Source organism: Thalassotalea euphylliae (assembly GCF_042682785.1).
Taxonomy (GTDB): domain Bacteria; phylum Pseudomonadota; class Gammaproteobacteria; order Enterobacterales; family Alteromonadaceae; genus Thalassotalea_F; species Thalassotalea_F euphylliae.
In genome coordinates, this window is record NZ_JBHUIB010000001.1 from 1281828 (window position 1) to 1298909 (window position 17082).

At 42.1% G+C, this 17082-nt stretch carries 18 protein-coding genes; 2 read left to right on the forward strand and 16 right to left on the reverse strand.

Annotated features, from left to right (window positions below; genetic code table 11):
* Window positions 1-10 precede the first annotated feature (10 nt).
* On the forward strand, window positions 11-1291 hold the full coding sequence (locus tag ACFSJY_RS05820; RefSeq protein ID WP_386032064.1) for an alpha/beta hydrolase family protein: 1281 nt from the start codon (window positions 11-13) through the stop codon (window positions 1289-1291).
* Between the two features lie 72 nt (window positions 1292-1363).
* Here the strand turns inward: ACFSJY_RS05820 and glmU are convergent, their stop codons facing one another.
* From glmU to ACFSJY_RS05900, 16 genes are all read right to left on the reverse strand, one after another.
* On the reverse strand, window positions 1364-2722 hold the full coding sequence (gene glmU, locus ACFSJY_RS05825; protein WP_386032066.1) for a bifunctional UDP-N-acetylglucosamine diphosphorylase/glucosamine-1-phosphate N-acetyltransferase GlmU: 1359 nt from the start codon (window positions 2720-2722) through the stop codon (window positions 1364-1366).
* Window positions 2723-2896: 174 nt separating this feature from the next.
* A complete protein-coding gene (locus tag ACFSJY_RS05830) occupies window positions 2897-3316 on the reverse strand; it encodes a F0F1 ATP synthase subunit epsilon (RefSeq protein WP_386032068.1) in 420 nt (139 codons plus the stop codon).
* Window positions 3317-3369: 53 nt separating this feature from the next.
* The gene (atpD, locus tag ACFSJY_RS05835) at window positions 3370-4755 is read right to left on the reverse strand and encodes a F0F1 ATP synthase subunit beta (RefSeq protein ID WP_386032070.1); all 1386 of its coding nucleotides are present in this window, start codon (window positions 4753-4755) and stop codon (window positions 3370-3372) included.
* Window positions 4756-4795: 40 nt separating this feature from the next.
* The gene (gene atpG, locus ACFSJY_RS05840; RefSeq protein ID WP_386032072.1) at window positions 4796-5656 is read right to left on the reverse strand and encodes a F0F1 ATP synthase subunit gamma; all 861 of its coding nucleotides are present in this window, start codon (window positions 5654-5656) and stop codon (window positions 4796-4798) included.
* Window positions 5657-5683: 27 nt separating this feature from the next.
* Window positions 5684-7225, reverse strand: a complete 1542-nt coding sequence (atpA, locus tag ACFSJY_RS05845; protein WP_386032074.1) for a F0F1 ATP synthase subunit alpha — start codon at window positions 7223-7225, stop codon at window positions 5684-5686.
* A 13-nt stretch (window positions 7226-7238) separates the two neighbouring features.
* On the reverse strand, window positions 7239-7772 hold the full coding sequence (atpH, locus tag ACFSJY_RS05850) for a F0F1 ATP synthase subunit delta (RefSeq protein WP_386032076.1): 534 nt from the start codon (window positions 7770-7772) through the stop codon (window positions 7239-7241).
* A gap of 12 nt (window positions 7773-7784) precedes the next feature.
* The gene (gene atpF / locus ACFSJY_RS05855) at window positions 7785-8255 is read right to left on the reverse strand and encodes a F0F1 ATP synthase subunit B (protein ID WP_386032078.1); all 471 of its coding nucleotides are present in this window, start codon (window positions 8253-8255) and stop codon (window positions 7785-7787) included.
* A gap of 51 nt (window positions 8256-8306) precedes the next feature.
* A complete protein-coding gene (atpE, locus tag ACFSJY_RS05860) occupies window positions 8307-8540 on the reverse strand; it encodes a F0F1 ATP synthase subunit C (RefSeq protein WP_386032080.1) in 234 nt (77 codons plus the stop codon).
* Window positions 8541-8590: 50 nt separating this feature from the next.
* Window positions 8591-9418: a F0F1 ATP synthase subunit A gene (gene atpB, locus ACFSJY_RS05865; RefSeq protein ID WP_386032082.1), complete on the reverse strand. Its 828-nt coding sequence runs from the start codon at window positions 9416-9418 to the stop codon at window positions 8591-8593.
* A gap of 12 nt (window positions 9419-9430) precedes the next feature.
* Entirely contained in the window at window positions 9431-9823 is a 393-nt protein-coding gene (locus tag ACFSJY_RS05870) for an ATP synthase subunit I (protein WP_386032084.1), read from the reverse strand.
* A 194-nt stretch (window positions 9824-10017) separates the two neighbouring features.
* Window positions 10018-10908 carry a ParB/RepB/Spo0J family partition protein gene (locus ACFSJY_RS05875; protein ID WP_386032086.1) on the reverse strand — a complete coding sequence of 297 codons (891 nt, stop codon included), beginning with the start codon at window positions 10906-10908 and terminating at the stop codon, window positions 10018-10020.
* Between the two features lie 12 nt (window positions 10909-10920).
* The gene (locus ACFSJY_RS05880) at window positions 10921-11724 is read right to left on the reverse strand and encodes a ParA family protein (RefSeq protein ID WP_386032088.1); all 804 of its coding nucleotides are present in this window, start codon (window positions 11722-11724) and stop codon (window positions 10921-10923) included.
* A 16-nt stretch (window positions 11725-11740) separates the two neighbouring features.
* Window positions 11741-12367, reverse strand: a complete 627-nt coding sequence (gene rsmG, locus ACFSJY_RS05885) for a 16S rRNA (guanine(527)-N(7))-methyltransferase RsmG (RefSeq protein ID WP_386032090.1) — start codon at window positions 12365-12367, stop codon at window positions 11741-11743.
* Window positions 12368-12381: 14 nt separating this feature from the next.
* Entirely contained in the window at window positions 12382-14271 is a 1890-nt protein-coding gene (gene mnmG / locus ACFSJY_RS05890) for a tRNA uridine-5-carboxymethylaminomethyl(34) synthesis enzyme MnmG (RefSeq protein WP_386032092.1), read from the reverse strand.
* Window positions 14272-14669: 398 nt separating this feature from the next.
* Window positions 14670-15116, reverse strand: a complete 447-nt coding sequence (locus ACFSJY_RS05895; protein WP_386032095.1) for a flavodoxin domain-containing protein — start codon at window positions 15114-15116, stop codon at window positions 14670-14672.
* Window positions 15117-15384: 268 nt separating this feature from the next.
* Window positions 15385-16071: a pirin family protein gene (locus ACFSJY_RS05900; protein WP_386032097.1), complete on the reverse strand. Its 687-nt coding sequence runs from the start codon at window positions 16069-16071 to the stop codon at window positions 15385-15387.
* Window positions 16072-16179: 108 nt separating this feature from the next.
* On the opposite strand from ACFSJY_RS05900, the gene ACFSJY_RS05905 reads away from it, so the two are divergent.
* Window positions 16180-17079: a LysR family transcriptional regulator gene (locus ACFSJY_RS05905; protein WP_386032099.1), complete on the forward strand. Its 900-nt coding sequence runs from the start codon at window positions 16180-16182 to the stop codon at window positions 17077-17079.
* Window positions 17080-17082: the final 3 nt, after the last annotated feature.

The window sequence follows — 17082 nt, forward strand, 5'->3', positions numbered from 1 at the left end:
AATACCTATCATGAAAAGAGTTTTTTTAACTGCTTTTATGTTTTTCATCTGTATATACGTCGATGCAACAGAGCCTGAACAGCTATATCCAGTAACACCGGCGATATTGCCAGAGCTATCTAAACGAGGTGAGTTGAATGTAGGTGTAACCACACTTTCAGTTGTTAACAAACGAGCTTTTGACCACCGCACTTTTTCAGGTACCTATGAAAGACCACTTACGGTTGAAGTTTGGTATCCAGCACACCACAACAAAGAAAAATTAGCCGTATACAATGCGGTTACAAGGAGTCATCAGCCCTTCACTATTCAGGCTAATGCATATCGAGACGCTAAACCAGTCAGTGACAACCGTTACCCTTTGATTGTTTTGTCTCATGGTTACACAGGTGATAGAACGTTAATGTTCTATTTAGGAGAACACTTAGCGAGTCATGGCTATATTGTAGCCAGTATCGATCACACCGATTCGACGACCAAAGAGATAAGCTTTAAAGAAAAGCCTTTTGAAGGCTTTATCAGCACATTGATTCACCGTAGCCGCGATCAACAATTCGTACTCGATTATTTTCGTAGCCTAACAACACCATTGGGCGACATTACCAATACAAACAAAGCCGGCGTAATCGGTTATTCAATGGGAGGCTTTGGCGCTATAAACACAGTGGGCGGTTGCTACCAGGTTACCCAGCAAGGTTTAATACGCTTTGGTATTCCTGAAGAGGTTGCTGTAAAAATTCTTCCAAGCTTTAATTTCTGCAATGCAGGAAAACAGAACGTCGATAGCGCTTGGAAAGCGATGATTGCTTATGCCCCCTGGGGGCAAGAGCATAACCTACATAGCACAGAGGCTCTTGGTTCGATTTCACCAGCCACGCTTTACATAACAGGCGACCTTGATGATATTTCAGGTTATGAGCAAGGTGTCAAAAAACTATTTGAGCAAACCAGTAAAGAAGATAATTACCTTCTAGTGTATAACGGTGCTCGACATAATGTTGCGCCACATCCTGCGCCATCAGTCGCTTATGCTAACAGTGATGATTTAGGGCACTACCATGAACCTTCCTGGGCGCAAAACCAATTAAACTACTTTAATCAGCACTTTTCGTTAGCGTTTCTTAATTGTTACATCAAGGAAAACAGTGAAGGTTGTGCGATGTTGCCTAAACATCAACAAGCAACGCAAACAAAACAAGCAGACGGTTCAATGAGCCAAGCTTGGCCAGGAATGCCGGATAGATTCGCCACCAGTATGCATTTTCTTTCAGCAGAGAATAAAAGCCAGTGAGAGTAAGCTATAAATTAGCTAAACAAAAAGGGAGCATAAAGCTCCCTTTTTTATCGCCACGATATACAGTGACTATTTTTTCACTGGGCGTTTCCAGCCACCAATATTACGCTGTTTTCCACGAGCAACCGCTAGCTCTTCATCAGCAACATCTTTAACGATAACAGAGCCTGCACCGGTAGTTGCCATTGCACCTACAGATACTGGCGCTACCAAGGAAGCATTAGAACCGATAAACGCTCCATCACCAATAATAGTCTTCGATTTATTTACGCCGTCATAGTTACACGTGATCGTACCCGCACCAATATTAGCGCCACTTCCAACTTCGGTATCACCAAGATAAGTAAGATGTCCGGCTTTGGAACCTTCACCGAGAACTGTTTTTTTCATTTCTACAAAGTTACCGACATGTGCGTCGCGCTTTAACTCTGACCCTGGACGAATACGTGCAAAAGGGCCCGCCGACGCTAACTCACCAATAATGGCATCTTCAACAATAGTGTTTGGCTTTATTTCTGCGCCTTTACCAATTTTACAGTTTTTTAGAATACAGTTAGCGCCAATAGTAACGTTATCTTCTAATTCGACATCACCCTCAAAAATACAGTTGATGTCAATTTTTACCTCTTGGCCAACCATTAAATTTCCACGCACATCAATACGCGCCGGATCGCGTAAGCTAGCTCCTGCTATCATCAGCTCTTCTGCTTGTCTTAGCTGGTAAGCCCGCTCTAGTGCGGCTAGTTGCACTCTATTATTGGCACCTTCCACTTCAATTTCAGTCTCAGGATGTGCGGTCGCTATTTGCTTACCTTCGCCATGCGCCATGGCAATAATATCAGTAAGGTAATACTCACCTTGCGCATTATCGTTTGAAAGGTTTGATAGCCAACGTTTTAAGTCTCCACCATTCGCAAGCAAAATACCGGTATTACATTCATCAATGGCCAGCTGCTCTTCATTTGCATCTTTTTGCTCTACAATGCCAACTACCGTGTCATTACTACGGATAATACGACCATAGCCTGTTGGATCCTGTAATTTAACTGTTAGTAGAGCCATCCCCTCTACTGGTTTCGCCGAAATAAGGCGTTGCAAAGTCGATACTTTAGTTAGTGGAACATCTCCGTAAAGAACCAAAACATCTTCATCATCTTTAAGGTATGGAGATGCCATATCGACAGCGTGACCAGTGCCTAATTGTTCTTTTTGCTCAACAAAATTGAGGTCATCTCCTGTCACTTGTGCTTTTAGAACATCGCCACCAAAACCATAAATTAAATAGATATCTTCAGCGTTAACCTGACGAGCAGCATCAATAACATGAGACACCATAGGCTTATGAGCAACCGGATGAAGCACCTTTGGCAATGAAGAACGCATGCGAGTACCTTTGCCCGCTGCTAAGATAACTACTGATAAAGACATGATATTTCCATTTAAAATCTAAAAATCCCACACATTCTACCGTAGAAATATGACATTCGACATCAAAGTTTACTCAAATGAAAAGTTAGAGGAGAATGAGTTTTCACTTTGCGTTAAAACAAAAAAGCGACCAAATGGTCGCTTTTTTCATATCACTAAAACAGGTTAGTAATTTTATTTCTTTTCCGAAGCTTGGATAACGCGAAGTTTCGCGATAGCGCGTGCTAAATCAGCGGCAGCTTCTGCAAAGTTTACATCGTCGCTGTGCGCATTTAATTTTGCTTCAGCACGTTGTTTTGCATCTTCTGCTGCTTGAAGATCTAAGTCTCCAGCACGTGTCGCCACGTCGGCCAACACGGTAACGCTATTAGGTTGTACCTCTAACATACCGCCAGAAAGGTAAATCACTTCTTCTTCACCGTGTTGTTTCACGATGCGAGCCATGCCAGGTTTTAGTGAGGTCAGTAAAGGTGCGTGACCAGGCATAATACCTAATTCACCTTCACTACCAGTAATTTGCAATGATTCAACACGGCCAGAGAATAACTCTTCTTCCGCACTTACTACATTCAAATGTACAGTCATTGCTGCCATTGTTTGACCTCCTAATATTAGCCGCTGATCAAATTAAGCAGCGGCTAAACACCTTACATTGATTTAGCTTTCTCTACAGCTTCTTCGATTGAGCCAACCATGTAGAACGCTTGCTCAGGCAAATCATCATACTCACGAGCAAGAATACCTTTAAAGCCAGCAATTGTGTCTTTAAGTGATACATACTTACCAGGAGAACCAGTGAATACCTCAGCAACGAAGAACGGTTGAGATAAGAAACGCTGGATCTTACGAGCACGGTCAACAGTTTGCTTATCTTCTTCAGAAAGCTCGTCCATACCTAAGATAGCGATGATATCTTTAAGTTCTTTGTAACGTTGTAATGTTGATTGAACGCCACGTGCTGTTTCATAGTGCTCGTTACCGATAACTAATGGATCAAGCTGACGTGATGTTGAATCAAGTGGATCGATAGCAGGGTAGATACCTTGTGCTGCGATGTCACGAGAAAGTACAACTGTTGCATCCAAGTGAGCGAAGGTTGTCGCAGGAGATGGGTCAGTTAAGTCATCCGCAGGTACGTATACCGCTTGGATTGACGTGATTGAACCCGTCTTAGTTGACGTAATACGCTCTTGAAGTACACCCATTTCTTCAGCAAGTGTTGGTTGGTAACCTACCGCTGAAGGCATACGACCTAGAAGTGCTGATACCTCAGTACCTGCAAGTGTGTAACGGTAGATGTTATCTACGAAGAAAAGAACGTCACGACCTTCGTCACGGAACTTCTCAGCCATAGTAAGACCAGTCATCGCAACACGAAGACGGTTACCCGGTGGCTCATTCATCTGACCGTATACAAGCGCTACTTTATCAAGTACGTTTGAATCGTTCATTTCATGGTAGAAATCGTTACCCTCACGCGTACGCTCACCAACACCAGCGAATACTGAGTAACCACTGTGCTCGATAGCGATGTTACGGATAAGTTCCATCATGTTTACGGTTTTACCAACACCAGCACCACCGAATAGACCTACTTTACCACCTTTAGCGAATGGACATACTAAGTCGATTACCTTGATACCCGTCTCTAACAATTCGTTAGCAGAAGCTTGCTCTTCATAAGAAGGCGCTTCACGGTGGATAGACCATTTTTCTTCTTCACCGATTGGGCCAGCTTCATCGATTGGCTCACCCAATACGTTCATAATACGACCAAGTGTTGCAGTACCTACTGGCACTTGGATGTTATTACCTGTGTTTTCTACGTTCAGACCACGACGCAAACCGTCAGATGAACCCATAGCGATAGCACGAACTACACCACCACCTAATTGCTGTTGTACTTCTAGTACTAAGCCTGAAAGGTCACCTTCAGTTACTGTTAACGCGTCATATACCTGAGGTACAGCATCTTGTGGGAATTCTACATCCACAACTGCGCCAATGATTTGGACGACTTTACCTGTACTCATGTTTAATCCTCTAATCTTTGCTCTTAATTAAGACCTTTGCTTATACCGCTGCAGCACCGGCACAAATCTCACTCAATTCTTGTGTGATACTTGCTTGACGTGCTTTGTTGTATACCAGTTGTAGCTCTTTGATTAAATCACCAGCATTATCAGTTGCAGCTTTCATTGCAACCATACGAGCAGCTTGCTCACATGCTAAGTTTTCAACCACGCCTTGGTATACTTGCGACTCTGTGTAACGAACTAACAATTGCTCTAAAAGAGCTTTTGCATCAGGCTCGTACAAGTAATCCCAGCGATGTTTAATTTCGTCATCGTCTGACTTAGGCAAAGGTAAAAGTTGATCGATTGTCGGCTGCTGCGTCATGGTGTTTACAAACTTGTTGTAAACCACGTACAGCTTGTCTAATTCACCCTTATCGTATGCATCTAGCATAACGCGCACTGAACCAATTAAGTCAGTTACTGAAGGGTGGTCACCTAGACCTGAAATTTGTGCCGATACCTTAACACCCATATTGTTGAAAAATGCTGTGGCTTTAGAGCCAACAACTGCAAATTCAACTTCGGCGCCATTCGCTTGGTATTCACCAGCGCTAGCAAGTACCTGCTTGAACAAGTTAATGTTCAAGCCACCACAAAGTCCACGGTCTGTAGAGACAACAATATAGCCTACGCGCTTAACTTCACGCTCTTCCATGTAAGGATGGCGATATTCTAAGTTACCTCGCGCGATGTGACCGATCACATTTCGCATATTTTCAGCGTATGGACGAGAGGCAGCCATTGCATCTTGCGCTCTGCGCATTTTACTGGCTGCAACCATTTCCATCGCGCTGGTGATCTTCTGCGTATTTTTTACGCTTCCAATCTTCGATTTTATCTCTTTAGCGCCGGACATGACTATTTCTCTCCGAAAAAGTTACTATTACCAAGTTTGAGTTGACTTGAACGTATCAAGTAACTTAACCAAACTTGCTTCAATATCTGAGTTGTAATCGCCTTTTTCGTTGATAGTAGCCATAAGCTCAGCATTATCATTGTTTGCGTAAGACAATAATGCAGCTTCAAAATCTACTACTTTTTCAATAGCTACATCATTTAGGTAGCCTTTTTCAGCAGCAAATAGAGAAACAGCTGTTTCCGCAATTGATAATGGGCTGTATTGCTTCTGCTTCATCAACTCTGTTACGCGTTGACCGTGCTCTAATTGTGCACGAGTAGCGTCATCAAGGTCTGAAGCGAATTGAGCAAAGGCCGCTAATTCAGCATATTGTGCTAATGCTAAACGGATACCACCACCAAGTTTCTTGATAATTTTCGTTTGTGCAGCACCACCAACACGAGATACCGAGATACCTGCGTTAACAGCAGGACGGATACCAGCGTTGAATAAGTTCGACTCTAGGAAAATCTGGCCATCGGTAATTGAAATTACGTTGGTTGGTACGAATGCAGATACGTCACCCGCTTGTGTTTCAATAATTGGTAAAGCTGTTAATGAACCAGTTTGGCCTTTAACTTCACCATTTGTGAAACGCTCTACGTATTCTTCATTAACACGTGCAGCACGCTCTAGTAGACGTGAGTGCAAGTAGAATACGTCACCTGGGTAAGCTTCACGACCTGGTGGACGACGAAGTAGCAACGAGATTTGACGGTAAGCAACAGCTTGCTTAGATAAATCATCGTATACGATTAACGCATCTTCACCGCGGTCACGGAAGTATTCACCCATTGTACAACCAGAGTATGGTGCTAAGTACTGAAGTGCAGCAGCTTCAGATGCAGACGCTACAACAACGATAGTGTTTTCTAGTGCGCCGTGCTCTTCTAAGCTACGTACTACGTTAGCAACAGTTGATGCTTTTTGACCAACAGCTACGTAGATTGACTTAATACCCGTGTTTTTCTGGTTAATGATTGCATCTAATGCGATCGCTGATTTACCAACCTGACGGTCACCGATGATAAGCTCACGCTGACCACGACCAATTGGAATCATTGAGTCAATTGACTTAATACCAGTTTGTACTGGCTCGTCAACTGATTTACGGTCGATAACACCTGGAGCAACGACTTCAATTGGCGAGAAGCCATCGTTGTCGATTGGACCTTTACCGTCAATCGGCTCACCTAGAGTGTTAACAACACGGCCTAAAAGGCCACGACCTACTGGTACTTCAAGAATACGACCAGTACCTTTAACTTTTACGCCTTCTGCTAGGTCCGCGTATGGACCCATAACAACCGCACCTACTGAATCACGCTCTAAGTTAAGCGCGATTGCGTAGCGGTTGCCAGGAAGTTCGATCATCTCACCTTGCATTACATCAGCAAGACCGTGGATGCGAATGATACCGTCAGTTACAGAAACGATAGTACCTTCGTTACGAGCTTCACTAACTACGTCGAACTGTTCAATACGTTTTTTGATCAGTTCGGCGATTTCAGTGGAATTCAGTTGCATGCTCTGTTCCCCGTTAAGATTGCATTGTTGTTGCTAAACGGTCTAATTTACCTCGAATAGAACCGTCAATTACCATGTCACCAGCTTTGATAATCAAGCCAGACACAACGTCAGCACTTACAACACAATTAAGCTTCACTTTACGAGCCAAACGCTTTTCAAGCGCGGCGCTAATATTTGATTGTTGGTCAGCTGTTAATTCAACAGCAGACGTGACATCCACAGTTACTTCTTTGTCGTAATCCGCTTTCATTGAAGCGAATTGCTCAGCAACCTGTGGTAGCACCAACAGACGTTCGTTCTCAGCCATCACTTTTAATAAGTTTTGGCCTTGTTCATTTAGCTGTTCACCACAAACATTCAAGAATAATTCTTGCGCTTGTTCGGTAGACGCACCACCTGAAAGGTAGGTAGTAATCGTCTCGTTTTTAGAAACTTCAGCCGCAAACACTAGCATTTCTAACCAGTTGTCTACGCCATTTGCTTCTACAGCAAAATCGAACGCTGCTTTAGCGTAGGGGCGAGCGATAGTTGTCAATTCAGACATGCTCTATACCCCTTAAAGTTCAGCGACTAATTTATCTAAGATGTCGCTGTGTGCAGCGGCATCAATTGAACGCTCAAGAATTTTCTCGGCACCAGCAACAGCTAACGTAGACACTTGCTGACGTAGCTCTTCTTTTGCTCGGTTGCGTTCAGACTCAATTTCTGCATGACCAGAAGCGATGATTTTCTCACGCTCTGCTTGTGCTTTTTCAGACGCTTCATCAATCATTTGTGCTTCGCGTTTCTTCGCAGCTTCAATGATTTCAGCAGCCTGTGCTTTAGCTTCTTTAAGTTGCGCAGCAGCTTTTTCTTGAGCTAACTCAAGATCTTTTGCAGCGCGGTCAGAAGCAGCAAGACCATCAGCAATTTTCTTCTGACGTTCTTCGATAGCTGCCATAAGTGGCGGCCACACAAACTTCATGCAGAACCACACAAATACGATAAATGCTATAGATTCACCGATTAGGGTAGCATTAATGTTCATATTCGTAGCTCCTATTTACAGTTATTCGCGATGATTTAATGACTCTATCGATTAAGAAAGCGCGAATAACATGTAAAGGCCGATACCAACACCGATCATAGCGATCGCATCGATAAGACCAGCAACGATGAACATTTTAACTTGTAGTTGAGGAGCAAGCTCTGGTTGACGAGCAGCTGACTCTAGGAATTTACCACCTAAAAGACCAAAACCAATCGCGGTACCTAATGCACCTAAACCGATAATGATAGCCACTGCAACATATAGTAAACCTAAGTGTTCCATATTTTTCTCCGATTATTTAAAAGTAAATTTAAAGTTTAAAAATTAATAAATTAATGATCTTCGTGCGCCAAGCTTAAATACACGATGGTTAACATCATGAAAATGAAAGCTTGAAGCGGAATAACTAACAAGTGGAACGCTGCCCACAAGAAGTGAACTGGTAATTGGAATAAACCAATTGTCGCGATCAAAATAAAGATCAATTCACCTGCGTATAAGTTACCGAACAAACGTAAGGCAAGTGATACAGGGCGAGCGATTAGCGTTACAGATTCCAAAATGAAGTTCACAGGAATAAACGCTGGGTGGTTAAACGGCTGTAGTGTTAGTTCTTTCGCAAAACCACCGAAGCCCTTTATTTTGATAGAGTAGAAAATGATAAGAACAAATACACCGATACTTAGGGCAAATGTCATGTTCATATCTGTTGTTGGTACCGACTTGATGTACACATCGTGCGGGTCCATACCAAACGCGTGTTGACCGATTAAACCAGCAATTGTAGGGATCCAGTCAACGGGTACCCAGTCCATCGCGTTCATCAGTAACACCCACATAAAAATGGTTAATGAAAGCGGTGCAATTAATGCGTTTTTACCGTGGAAAGTCTCTTTCACACTCTGGTCGACAAACTCTACAATCATTTCCACTGCACACTGAAGTTTGCCTGGAACGCCTGTAGTTGCTTTTTTAGCGACTGAGCGGAAGGTCATAAGAAAAATCAAACCGAGCACGATAGACCATAATAATGTGTCAATGTGAACAGCCCAGAAGCCGGCATCAGCACATGCTTTGTTAAAAGCAATGCCACCGTCAACGGAACACATCTTCGCATTGGTCAAGTGATGTTTGATATAAGAGCCAGTATCTGCTGCCATCTTGTATCCCAATTATTGTTGATTAAAAGTAAACCGGTATATGGCGCTGTAAATTATGGGAGAAATCACCGCCAATATGTATGTGCCGAAAAATGCGACTAAGGACAGAGACAAAAACTTGAAACTCAACCCAAATAAAATAGCCGTTAGTAGCATTTTAATTCGCGCGCCTTTCATAAAGGATTCCCTTACCTGCCTAGCGGCGCGTGCTCCTGCATATCGAAATGCGTAAAGAGCAAACACAAAATTAGGGATTATGCCGATACAACCACCAGCTAATGCTGACTGGGCATGGCCTAACCCCCAATAAAAATATGTTATTACCGCAGAAACTAAGGTTAGGGTAGAAGCGATTATCAACTGCTGCCGAGTTAAATTGCGACCTGGCTTTACCAGCTGATTCAATTGTCTAAACCTCTAACGAAAACCTTCGTAAACCCTGCGTTTTTTGTAAGATAAAATTACATCTTAAAAAATCCCCGCAAGTATACTCAATTACGGTTTTATTGCAACAATATAGGGCATCCTTAGCCCCTATATTGTGCGAAAAAGTTTAATATTTTGTGAAAAGTTTTATTTGGCGAGTCAAATGCTAAAAATTAATGGATTTTAGCAAGAATTCCATCGAGTTCGTCGAGGCTAGTATATGAAATTGTAAGTTTACCTTTACCCTTTTTATTGTGGCTGATTGCCACAGGTGAACCGATACGTTCAGCAAGGGTTTGTTCAAGAGAAACGGTATTAGCATCTTTCTCTTTTACAGGCTTTTCTGGCGTCGGATATTGCACTTTTTTGACAAGAGCCTCCGTTTCACGCACGGTTAACTCTTTGGCAACAACAGTACGTGCTGTCGTGGTTTGTTCATCGTTTTCAAGCGCAAGCAATGCTCTTGCGTGGCCCATTTCAATGTCGCCATGCTCAAGCAATGTTTTTACTTCATCATTAAGGTTATTTAAACGTAATAAATTAGTGACTGTAGTACGTGATTTACCAACGGCTTCAGCAACTTCTTGATGAGTTAATTCAAACTCAGTAAGTAAACGTTCCAATGCAATAGCTTCTTCCATCGCATTAAGATCTTCACGCTGAATGTTTTCAATTAAAGCGATCGCAACAGCTGCTTCATCAGGCACATCTTTAACAAGACAAGGTACAAGCTCAATCTCAGCTAACTGTGCAGCGCGCCAGCGACGCTCACCAGCAATGATTTCATACTGATTTTCAGCAATAGTACGAACCACAATTGGCTGAATGATACCTTGCGCTTTAATAGAGTTTGAGAGCTCTTCTAACGCATCAGCAGACATGTCTTTACGTGGTTGGTACTTACCCGGTTGTAACTGTTCAATAGGTAACTTGCGAAGTTCACCTTTTTCTGGGGAATCCGCTATATCACTTGCTGCTTGTTCATTACCCACTTCTGATTTCGGTGAAGGTGTTAATAAAGCATCTAATCCGCGACCTAATCCGCGACGTTTAGCAGGGCTCATAGCAATCCTTAATTACTCAGTTACCGGTTCTTTGTTATTGGTTTTCTTCGCAACTTCGTCACGACGTAAAATTTCACCAGCCAGTGCCAAATAGGCTTTGGCTCCAGTGGAGGACTTGTCATAGTACATTGCAGGAGCACCAAAACTAGGCGCTTCTGCTAAGCGAACATTACGTGGGATAACAGTGCGATATACCTTGTCGCCGAAATGACGCTTGAGTTGTTCAGACACGTCATTGGCTAGTCGATTACGCGGATCGTACATGGTTCGCAGGATACCCTCAATCTTTAAATCCGCATTAACAACAGAAGTGAGTTGCGAAATGGTTTCCATTAGTGCGGTAAGGCCTTCTAAGGCATAGTACTCACACTGCATTGGTACCAAGACCGAGTCAGCGGCAGCCATAGCATTTACAGTGAGCATATTCAGTGATGGTGGGCAATCTACAATAATAAAATCATAGTCATCTTTAACTGGGGCTAACGCATTACGTAAACGCAGTTCACGCGCATATACTTCCATCAATTTAATTTCAGCGGCAGTAACATCTGCATTAGCGGCGATTAGATCATATACGCCAGATGTATCTTTACATACCACTTGATCGAAGGGTTGTTGCTCAATCAGTAATTCATAACTGGTTTTTAGTGAGTCGTATTTATCAACGCCACTCCCCATGGTCGCATTACCTTGAGGATCTAAGTCAATGAGCAAGACTTTACGTTTTGTTGCTGCTAATGAAGCAGCAAGATTCACCGAAGTTGTGGTTTTTCCTACACCACCTTTTTGGTTTGCAACTGCAATGATTCTGCCCACGGCTCCCTCGAATTTTTTACTGTGTTTTTTTTAATTCTATTAAGTGTCGCTCACCTTCCAGTGAAGGAACGACTAATGGGAAACTTTCCACCAGTTCAATGTGCTCAGGCAATTGAGCAAGTTCATCCGTCGGGTATATGCCTTTTAACGCAAAAAATCGGCCTGACTCGCTGTCAATCAAGTGATGACACCAAGAAACCATGTCCTGCAATGATGAAAATGCACGGCTTAGTACGCCATCAAATGGAACATCTGGTTGGTACGCTTCAACGCGAGACTGAACCGGAGTTACGTTAGTCAACTTCAACTGCAAAATAACTTGGCGCAAAAAAGTAATACGCTTACCTAAGCTGTCTAATAATACAAAATTTCGCTCAGGATACAATATTGATAATGGAATTCCTGGTAAGCCAGGGCCAGTACCAACATCAATAAAATGATTGCCTTTCAGATGTTTACCTACAGATAAGCTGTCCATGATGTGTTTTACCAACATTTCGTTAGGATCACGAACAGACGTCAGGTTGTACGTTTTGTTCCACTTGTCCAGTAGCTGGACATAATCGATAAGCTGGACGATCTGCAAATCGCTGACAGTAATATCCGTTTGCGATAATAACGCACGTAAATTTTGTTCAAGCATAGAGGTTACCGAGACTAAGCGCTTTTACGGAGTAAACCGTGTTTTTTCAAGTATACCAGTAACAATGATATTGCTGCAGGGGTAATACCAGAAATTCGTGACGCTTTACCAATAGTCTCAGGGCGAGCATCTGTAAGTTTAGCAACGACCTCGTTTGATAAACCCGAGATTTGGCTGTAGTCAAAATCTACAGGGATCAACGTATTCTCATGACGCTTTTTCTTTTCGATCTCATCCATTTGACGATCGATATAGCCTTGATATTTAATCTGAATTTCTACTTGTTCAGCTGCTTGCTTATCGTCAAGAGTCGGGCCAAATGCCTCAATTGACATAAGATCTTCGTATTTCGTTTCTGGACGACGAATAATATCTTCCAATGTCGCTTCTTTGCTTACTGGGCTTTTCAACTGTTGGTTTAGCTCGTCTACAGCTGGATGGTTCTTCTGCACCCAAATACCTGATAAGCGTTGACGTTCTTGTTCAATATTTTCCATTTTTTCGTTGAAACGCGTCCAACGAGCATCGTCAACCAGACCAAGCTCTCGACCTTTTTCAGTCAAACGAATATCCGCATTGTCTTCACGTAATAACAAACGGTATTCGGCACGTGAAGTAAACATTCGGTATGGTTCTTTCGTTCCTAAGGTTGCTAGATCGTCAATCAATACGCCCATGTAGGCTTGATCACGTCCTAGGATCCATTCGTCTTTGCCTTGCACACGCAATCCAGCATTGGTTGCAGCAACTAAACCTTGCGCACCAGCTTCTTCATAACCAGTAGTACCGTTGATTTGACCGGCAAAATAAAGATTCTGAACGAACTTGCTTTCAAGGGTTTGTTTTAAATCGCGAGGATCGAAGAAATCATATTCAATGGCATAGCCAGGGCGAGTGATATGTGCGTTTTCAAAGCCTTTGATAGAGCGAACCAGCTCCATTTGTACATCAAATGGGAGGCTAGTTGATATACCGTTAGGATAAACCTCATTGGTTGTTAACCCCTCAGGTTCAACAAAAATCTGATGCGTGTCTTTGTCCGCAAAACGCATGATCTTATCTTCAATCGAAGGACAATAACGTGGACCAATACCTTCAATAACACCGGTATACATTGGAGAACGATCTAAGCCACCACGAATGACATCATGTGTTTTTTCGTTAGTATGAGTGATGTAACAAGAAATTTGCTCTGGATGATCATCACGCGATCCCATGAATGAGAATACAGGGCGTGGTGTATCTCCTGGCTGTTCTTGCATAACAGAGAAATCAAGTGTCCTCGCATCTAATCGAGGAGGCGTACCTGTTTTCAACCGATCCATCCTAAACGGCATGTCTCGCAAACTTTTTGCCAAATTGACAGAGGCAGGGTCACCAGCACGACCGCCTTGGTAATTGTTCATGCCAATGTGAATCTGACCGGCCAAGAATGTACCAACAGTCAGCACGACAGCTTGACCTTTGAACTTAAGTCCCATCTGTGTTGATACACCAACAACGCGATCGTTTTCCAAGATCAAGTCATCACAAGGTTGTTGGAAAATGGTTAAGTTTTCTTGGTTTTCAAGGTGATTACGAACAAAAGCCCGGTATAAAGCGCGATCCGCCTGTGCGCGCGTTGCTCGCACTGCTGGTCCTTTACTCGCATTGAGTGTTCTAAATTGGATCGCAGCGTGATCGGTGGCGGTAGCCATTAATCCACCTAATGCATCAATCTCTTTAACTAGGTGCCCTTTACCTATACCGCCGATAGCTGGATTACAGGACATTTGACCTAAGGTGTCAATATTGTGAGTTAGCAATAACGTTTTACAGCCCATACGTGCTGCAGCCAAACATGCTTCCGTTCCTGCATGCCCTCCACCAACAACAATGACGTCAAAAGAGTCTTGATACCACATTTATTCAGCGACCTTAGGTTAAAAAAAAGAGACGTATTTTAGCACTTTTTTTATAGGTAGGGGAATGATCAATTTTCCAAAAAGATCGCACCGCGATCCATTAATTAAATATAAAGATCTATATAAAGATCTTGTTATTATTACTTATTAGATCTCGCCCTTTCTGTGTATAAGTCAATAAACACCATTAAAAACAATAGTTTTGACATGATCAGATCTTGTGATCAAAGTTTGATCTACACGGTAAAAAGCTTTGATCAAAATGGCCTTTTATCCACAGTGTAGTTCTGAAAAAATTTAATTAACTGGATAATAAAGGTTAAATACAGGGTTTATACGTTATTTATCCACAGCAGAGGGAAATATCACTCTTTTATGTGGATAAATGGTGTGTAATATTAGGATAAGTGATCTTTATTCGTTTCGATCCACTGTTGAGCCATTTCTTCGGGATCTATATCTTGCGCCATATCTAAGTAAAGCGGTTCAATTATAGGTTTGCAACCCTTTGATATTAGTAGTTTATTTAAGTTTTTTGCAGCAAAGCAGAAAGTGTCATAATTGGTATCACCAACCCCGATCACTAAAAGGGAAGTTGTTTGATAAACGGGATCTTGTTTATTAACAGCGTTGGCAAACTCAAGCAAGTTATCAGGATAGTCACCTGCACCATGTGTAGATGTGCATACTAACCAAGTTTGATTTTCATACGGAATTTCTTCAAGGGATGGAGATAAGTGAAGTGTCGTTTTAAAACCAAGTTCATTGAGTGTTTGCTCACATGCTTCCGCCACGTATTCTGTGCCGCCAAGCATACTGCCAACGATTATTTGTATCGGGTTCATAGAAAAATCCATTGCAAGAAAAGAAATATTGCAATGGATTTTATCACGCTAGAATTATTCTCGGGAGTTGTTAGTAATGTATCGATAGAGGTAGGTAAACCCAGGAATTAATATATATGATTGTAACGGCACTATCAGCAACAATGAAAGTAAGGTGATCAAAGCCAGGTTCTGGATCAAATACGTTTCAAGTAATGATGGTATAAAATACACCAAAGGAAATAGACACATAAAATTGAAAAGCATTATCAAGTGCTTGTTTGGCATATTATTGATTGCTCTGCCCTCGTATAACGATAATTTGCGAACTTTCATGGCTTGATAAAGTAAAACCGTCTTTTACTTTTACCAGAGTTCTAGCGGGTAACTCTCGGTCATTAACAATTACGTTTCCTTTGCTTATGTAGATGATTGCTGCGCTGTCAAAAGTCGTAGAAAAATTTCCCTCGGTGTTTGCTACATAAATTTCTGTTTGAGACGTTAGCGTTTTAGTTTGATTAGCATCGCCACCATATACCTTAGTCAGTTGGTTTGTTTCAGGTAAATATGTTTTATATGAAGCCGGCATGCCTGTTTTATCAGGCAATACCCATAATTGGATAAGTTGGTTGCGCTGATTACTAGGGTTAATTTCATTGTGGCTAAAGCCTTCAGCACCTGCGCGTTGAGCCTGTATCTCGCCAGCTACTAATGATTTGCCGTGTTCTAATGATCCTTGATGATTAACTTTTCCCTCAACCATCACCGAAATGACATCTATTTCACGATGCGGGTGCATGCCGGTTTCACCGTGCGGTAAAAAGTTAGCATCAGCAAGATAAACAAAGTTTCCGATACCATTAGTCGCCTTACCTTGCCTAGCCGGGCTGAATACTTTCTGATCTTTTACAAATTGCTTCTCAATTAAGCCCGCAAATCCACCTTGAGGTAATTCATCAAATTTAAGTATTTCCATGTTCCTGTCCAATTAGCCGTTTTGAAGATAGTAATTAGTTTATTGATTTTAATTTTGGTAAAAAAGATGCTTTACTGGATAACAGTGTTCTACATTTGGTAACAAATAATGCTAAGTAATGTTGATTTAAATGATTTGATGGTATTTAAAAAAGTAGTCGATTTAGGCAGTTTTACTAAAGCTGCTGATGCTTTAGATTTACCCAAGTCAAATATTAGCCGTAAAGTTACTCGGTTGGAGCAAGCACTATCAGTTCGTTTAATGGAGCGATCAACGCGATCACTCCATTTAACTGAAATCGGTCAAGTGTATTATCAGCATTGTCAACGAATTAGCGATGAACTTACACAAGCAGATCTGTGCATAGAAAACTTAAGTGAAGCGGCCACTGGCACTATTCTGCTTGGCTGTTCTGTAGGCGTTGGTCAATCGTTAATAGCACCATTATTGAGCGATTTTAATCAAGCCTACCCTAATGTAAACGTCGATCTTAAGCTCACCAACCGCAGAGTTGATGTTATCGAGGAGGGTTACGATCTGGTTGTTAGAGTAGGAGAGTCGCCTGACTCTAACTTAATATCTAAACGATTGCAGACGGTAACCATGCGCTTTTATGCCAGTAACACGTATGTCGAGATATGCAAAGATGCTGGTGTTACGTTTGATAACCCGAGTGACTTAAACGATCACGGTTGCTTATATATGAATGAAAATAGTAATAAATCGATATGGCACGTGTGTGTGGGAGATAAGGAGCAGGACGTAAATATAAGCCCCCTAATGATGTCTAACGACTTTAATGTCCTCAAATCGCTTGCAGAGCAAGGGTTAGGAATTACGCTTTTACCGGAGTATATGGTTGACTCGGCTGACAGTGATTTAGTTGAGGTAAATAGCGATTGGGTAGGGCGAAGTGTTAACTTCTATGCTATCTACCCAAGTCGGTTAGGCGCTACGCCCAAAGTAGTCGCTATGGTCGATTTTTTAGCGCAGCGAATTAAAAACTAAGGA

Excerpts from the sequence above, each read along its gene's own strand:
- glmU (WP_386032066.1), bottom strand. The coding sequence starts at position 2,722 with ATGTCTTTATCAGTAGTTATCTTAGCAGCGGGCAAAGGTACTCGCATG.
- ACFSJY_RS05900 (WP_386032097.1), bottom strand. The coding sequence starts at position 16,071 with ATGGAAATACTTAAATTTGATGAATTACCTCAAGGTGGATTTGCGGGC.
- mnmG (WP_386032092.1), bottom strand. The coding sequence starts at position 14,271 with ATGTGGTATCAAGACTCTTTTGACGTCATTGTTGTTGGTGGAGGGCAT.
- ACFSJY_RS05820 (WP_386032064.1), top strand. The coding sequence starts at position 11 with ATGAAAAGAGTTTTTTTAACTGCTTTTATGTTTTTCATCTGTATATAC.
- atpB (WP_386032082.1), bottom strand. The coding sequence starts at position 9,418 with ATGGCAGCAGATACTGGCTCTTATATCAAACATCACTTGACCAATGCG.
- atpA (WP_386032074.1), bottom strand. The coding sequence starts at position 7,225 with ATGCAACTGAATTCCACTGAAATCGCCGAACTGATCAAAAAACGTATT.
- rsmG (WP_386032090.1), bottom strand. The coding sequence starts at position 12,367 with ATGCTTGAACAAAATTTACGTGCGTTATTATCGCAAACGGATATTACT.
- atpF (WP_386032078.1), bottom strand. The coding sequence starts at position 8,255 with ATGAACATTAATGCTACCCTAATCGGTGAATCTATAGCATTTATCGTA.
- ACFSJY_RS05830 (WP_386032068.1), bottom strand. The coding sequence starts at position 3,316 with ATGGCAGCAATGACTGTACATTTGAATGTAGTAAGTGCGGAAGAAGAG.
- atpE (WP_386032080.1), bottom strand. The coding sequence starts at position 8,540 with ATGGAACACTTAGGTTTACTATATGTTGCAGTGGCTATCATTATCGGT.
- atpH (WP_386032076.1), bottom strand. The coding sequence starts at position 7,772 with ATGTCTGAATTGACAACTATCGCTCGCCCCTACGCTAAAGCAGCGTTC.
- atpD (WP_386032070.1), bottom strand. The coding sequence starts at position 4,755 with ATGAGTACAGGTAAAGTCGTCCAAATCATTGGCGCAGTTGTGGATGTA.
- ACFSJY_RS05895 (WP_386032095.1), bottom strand. The coding sequence starts at position 15,116 with ATGAACCCGATACAAATAATCGTTGGCAGTATGCTTGGCGGCACAGAA.
- ACFSJY_RS05905 (WP_386032099.1), top strand. The coding sequence starts at position 16,180 with ATGCTAAGTAATGTTGATTTAAATGATTTGATGGTATTTAAAAAAGTA.
- atpG (WP_386032072.1), bottom strand. The coding sequence starts at position 5,656 with ATGTCCGGCGCTAAAGAGATAAAATCGAAGATTGGAAGCGTAAAAAAT.
- ACFSJY_RS05875 (WP_386032086.1), bottom strand. The coding sequence starts at position 10,908 with ATGAGCCCTGCTAAACGTCGCGGATTAGGTCGCGGATTAGATGCTTTA.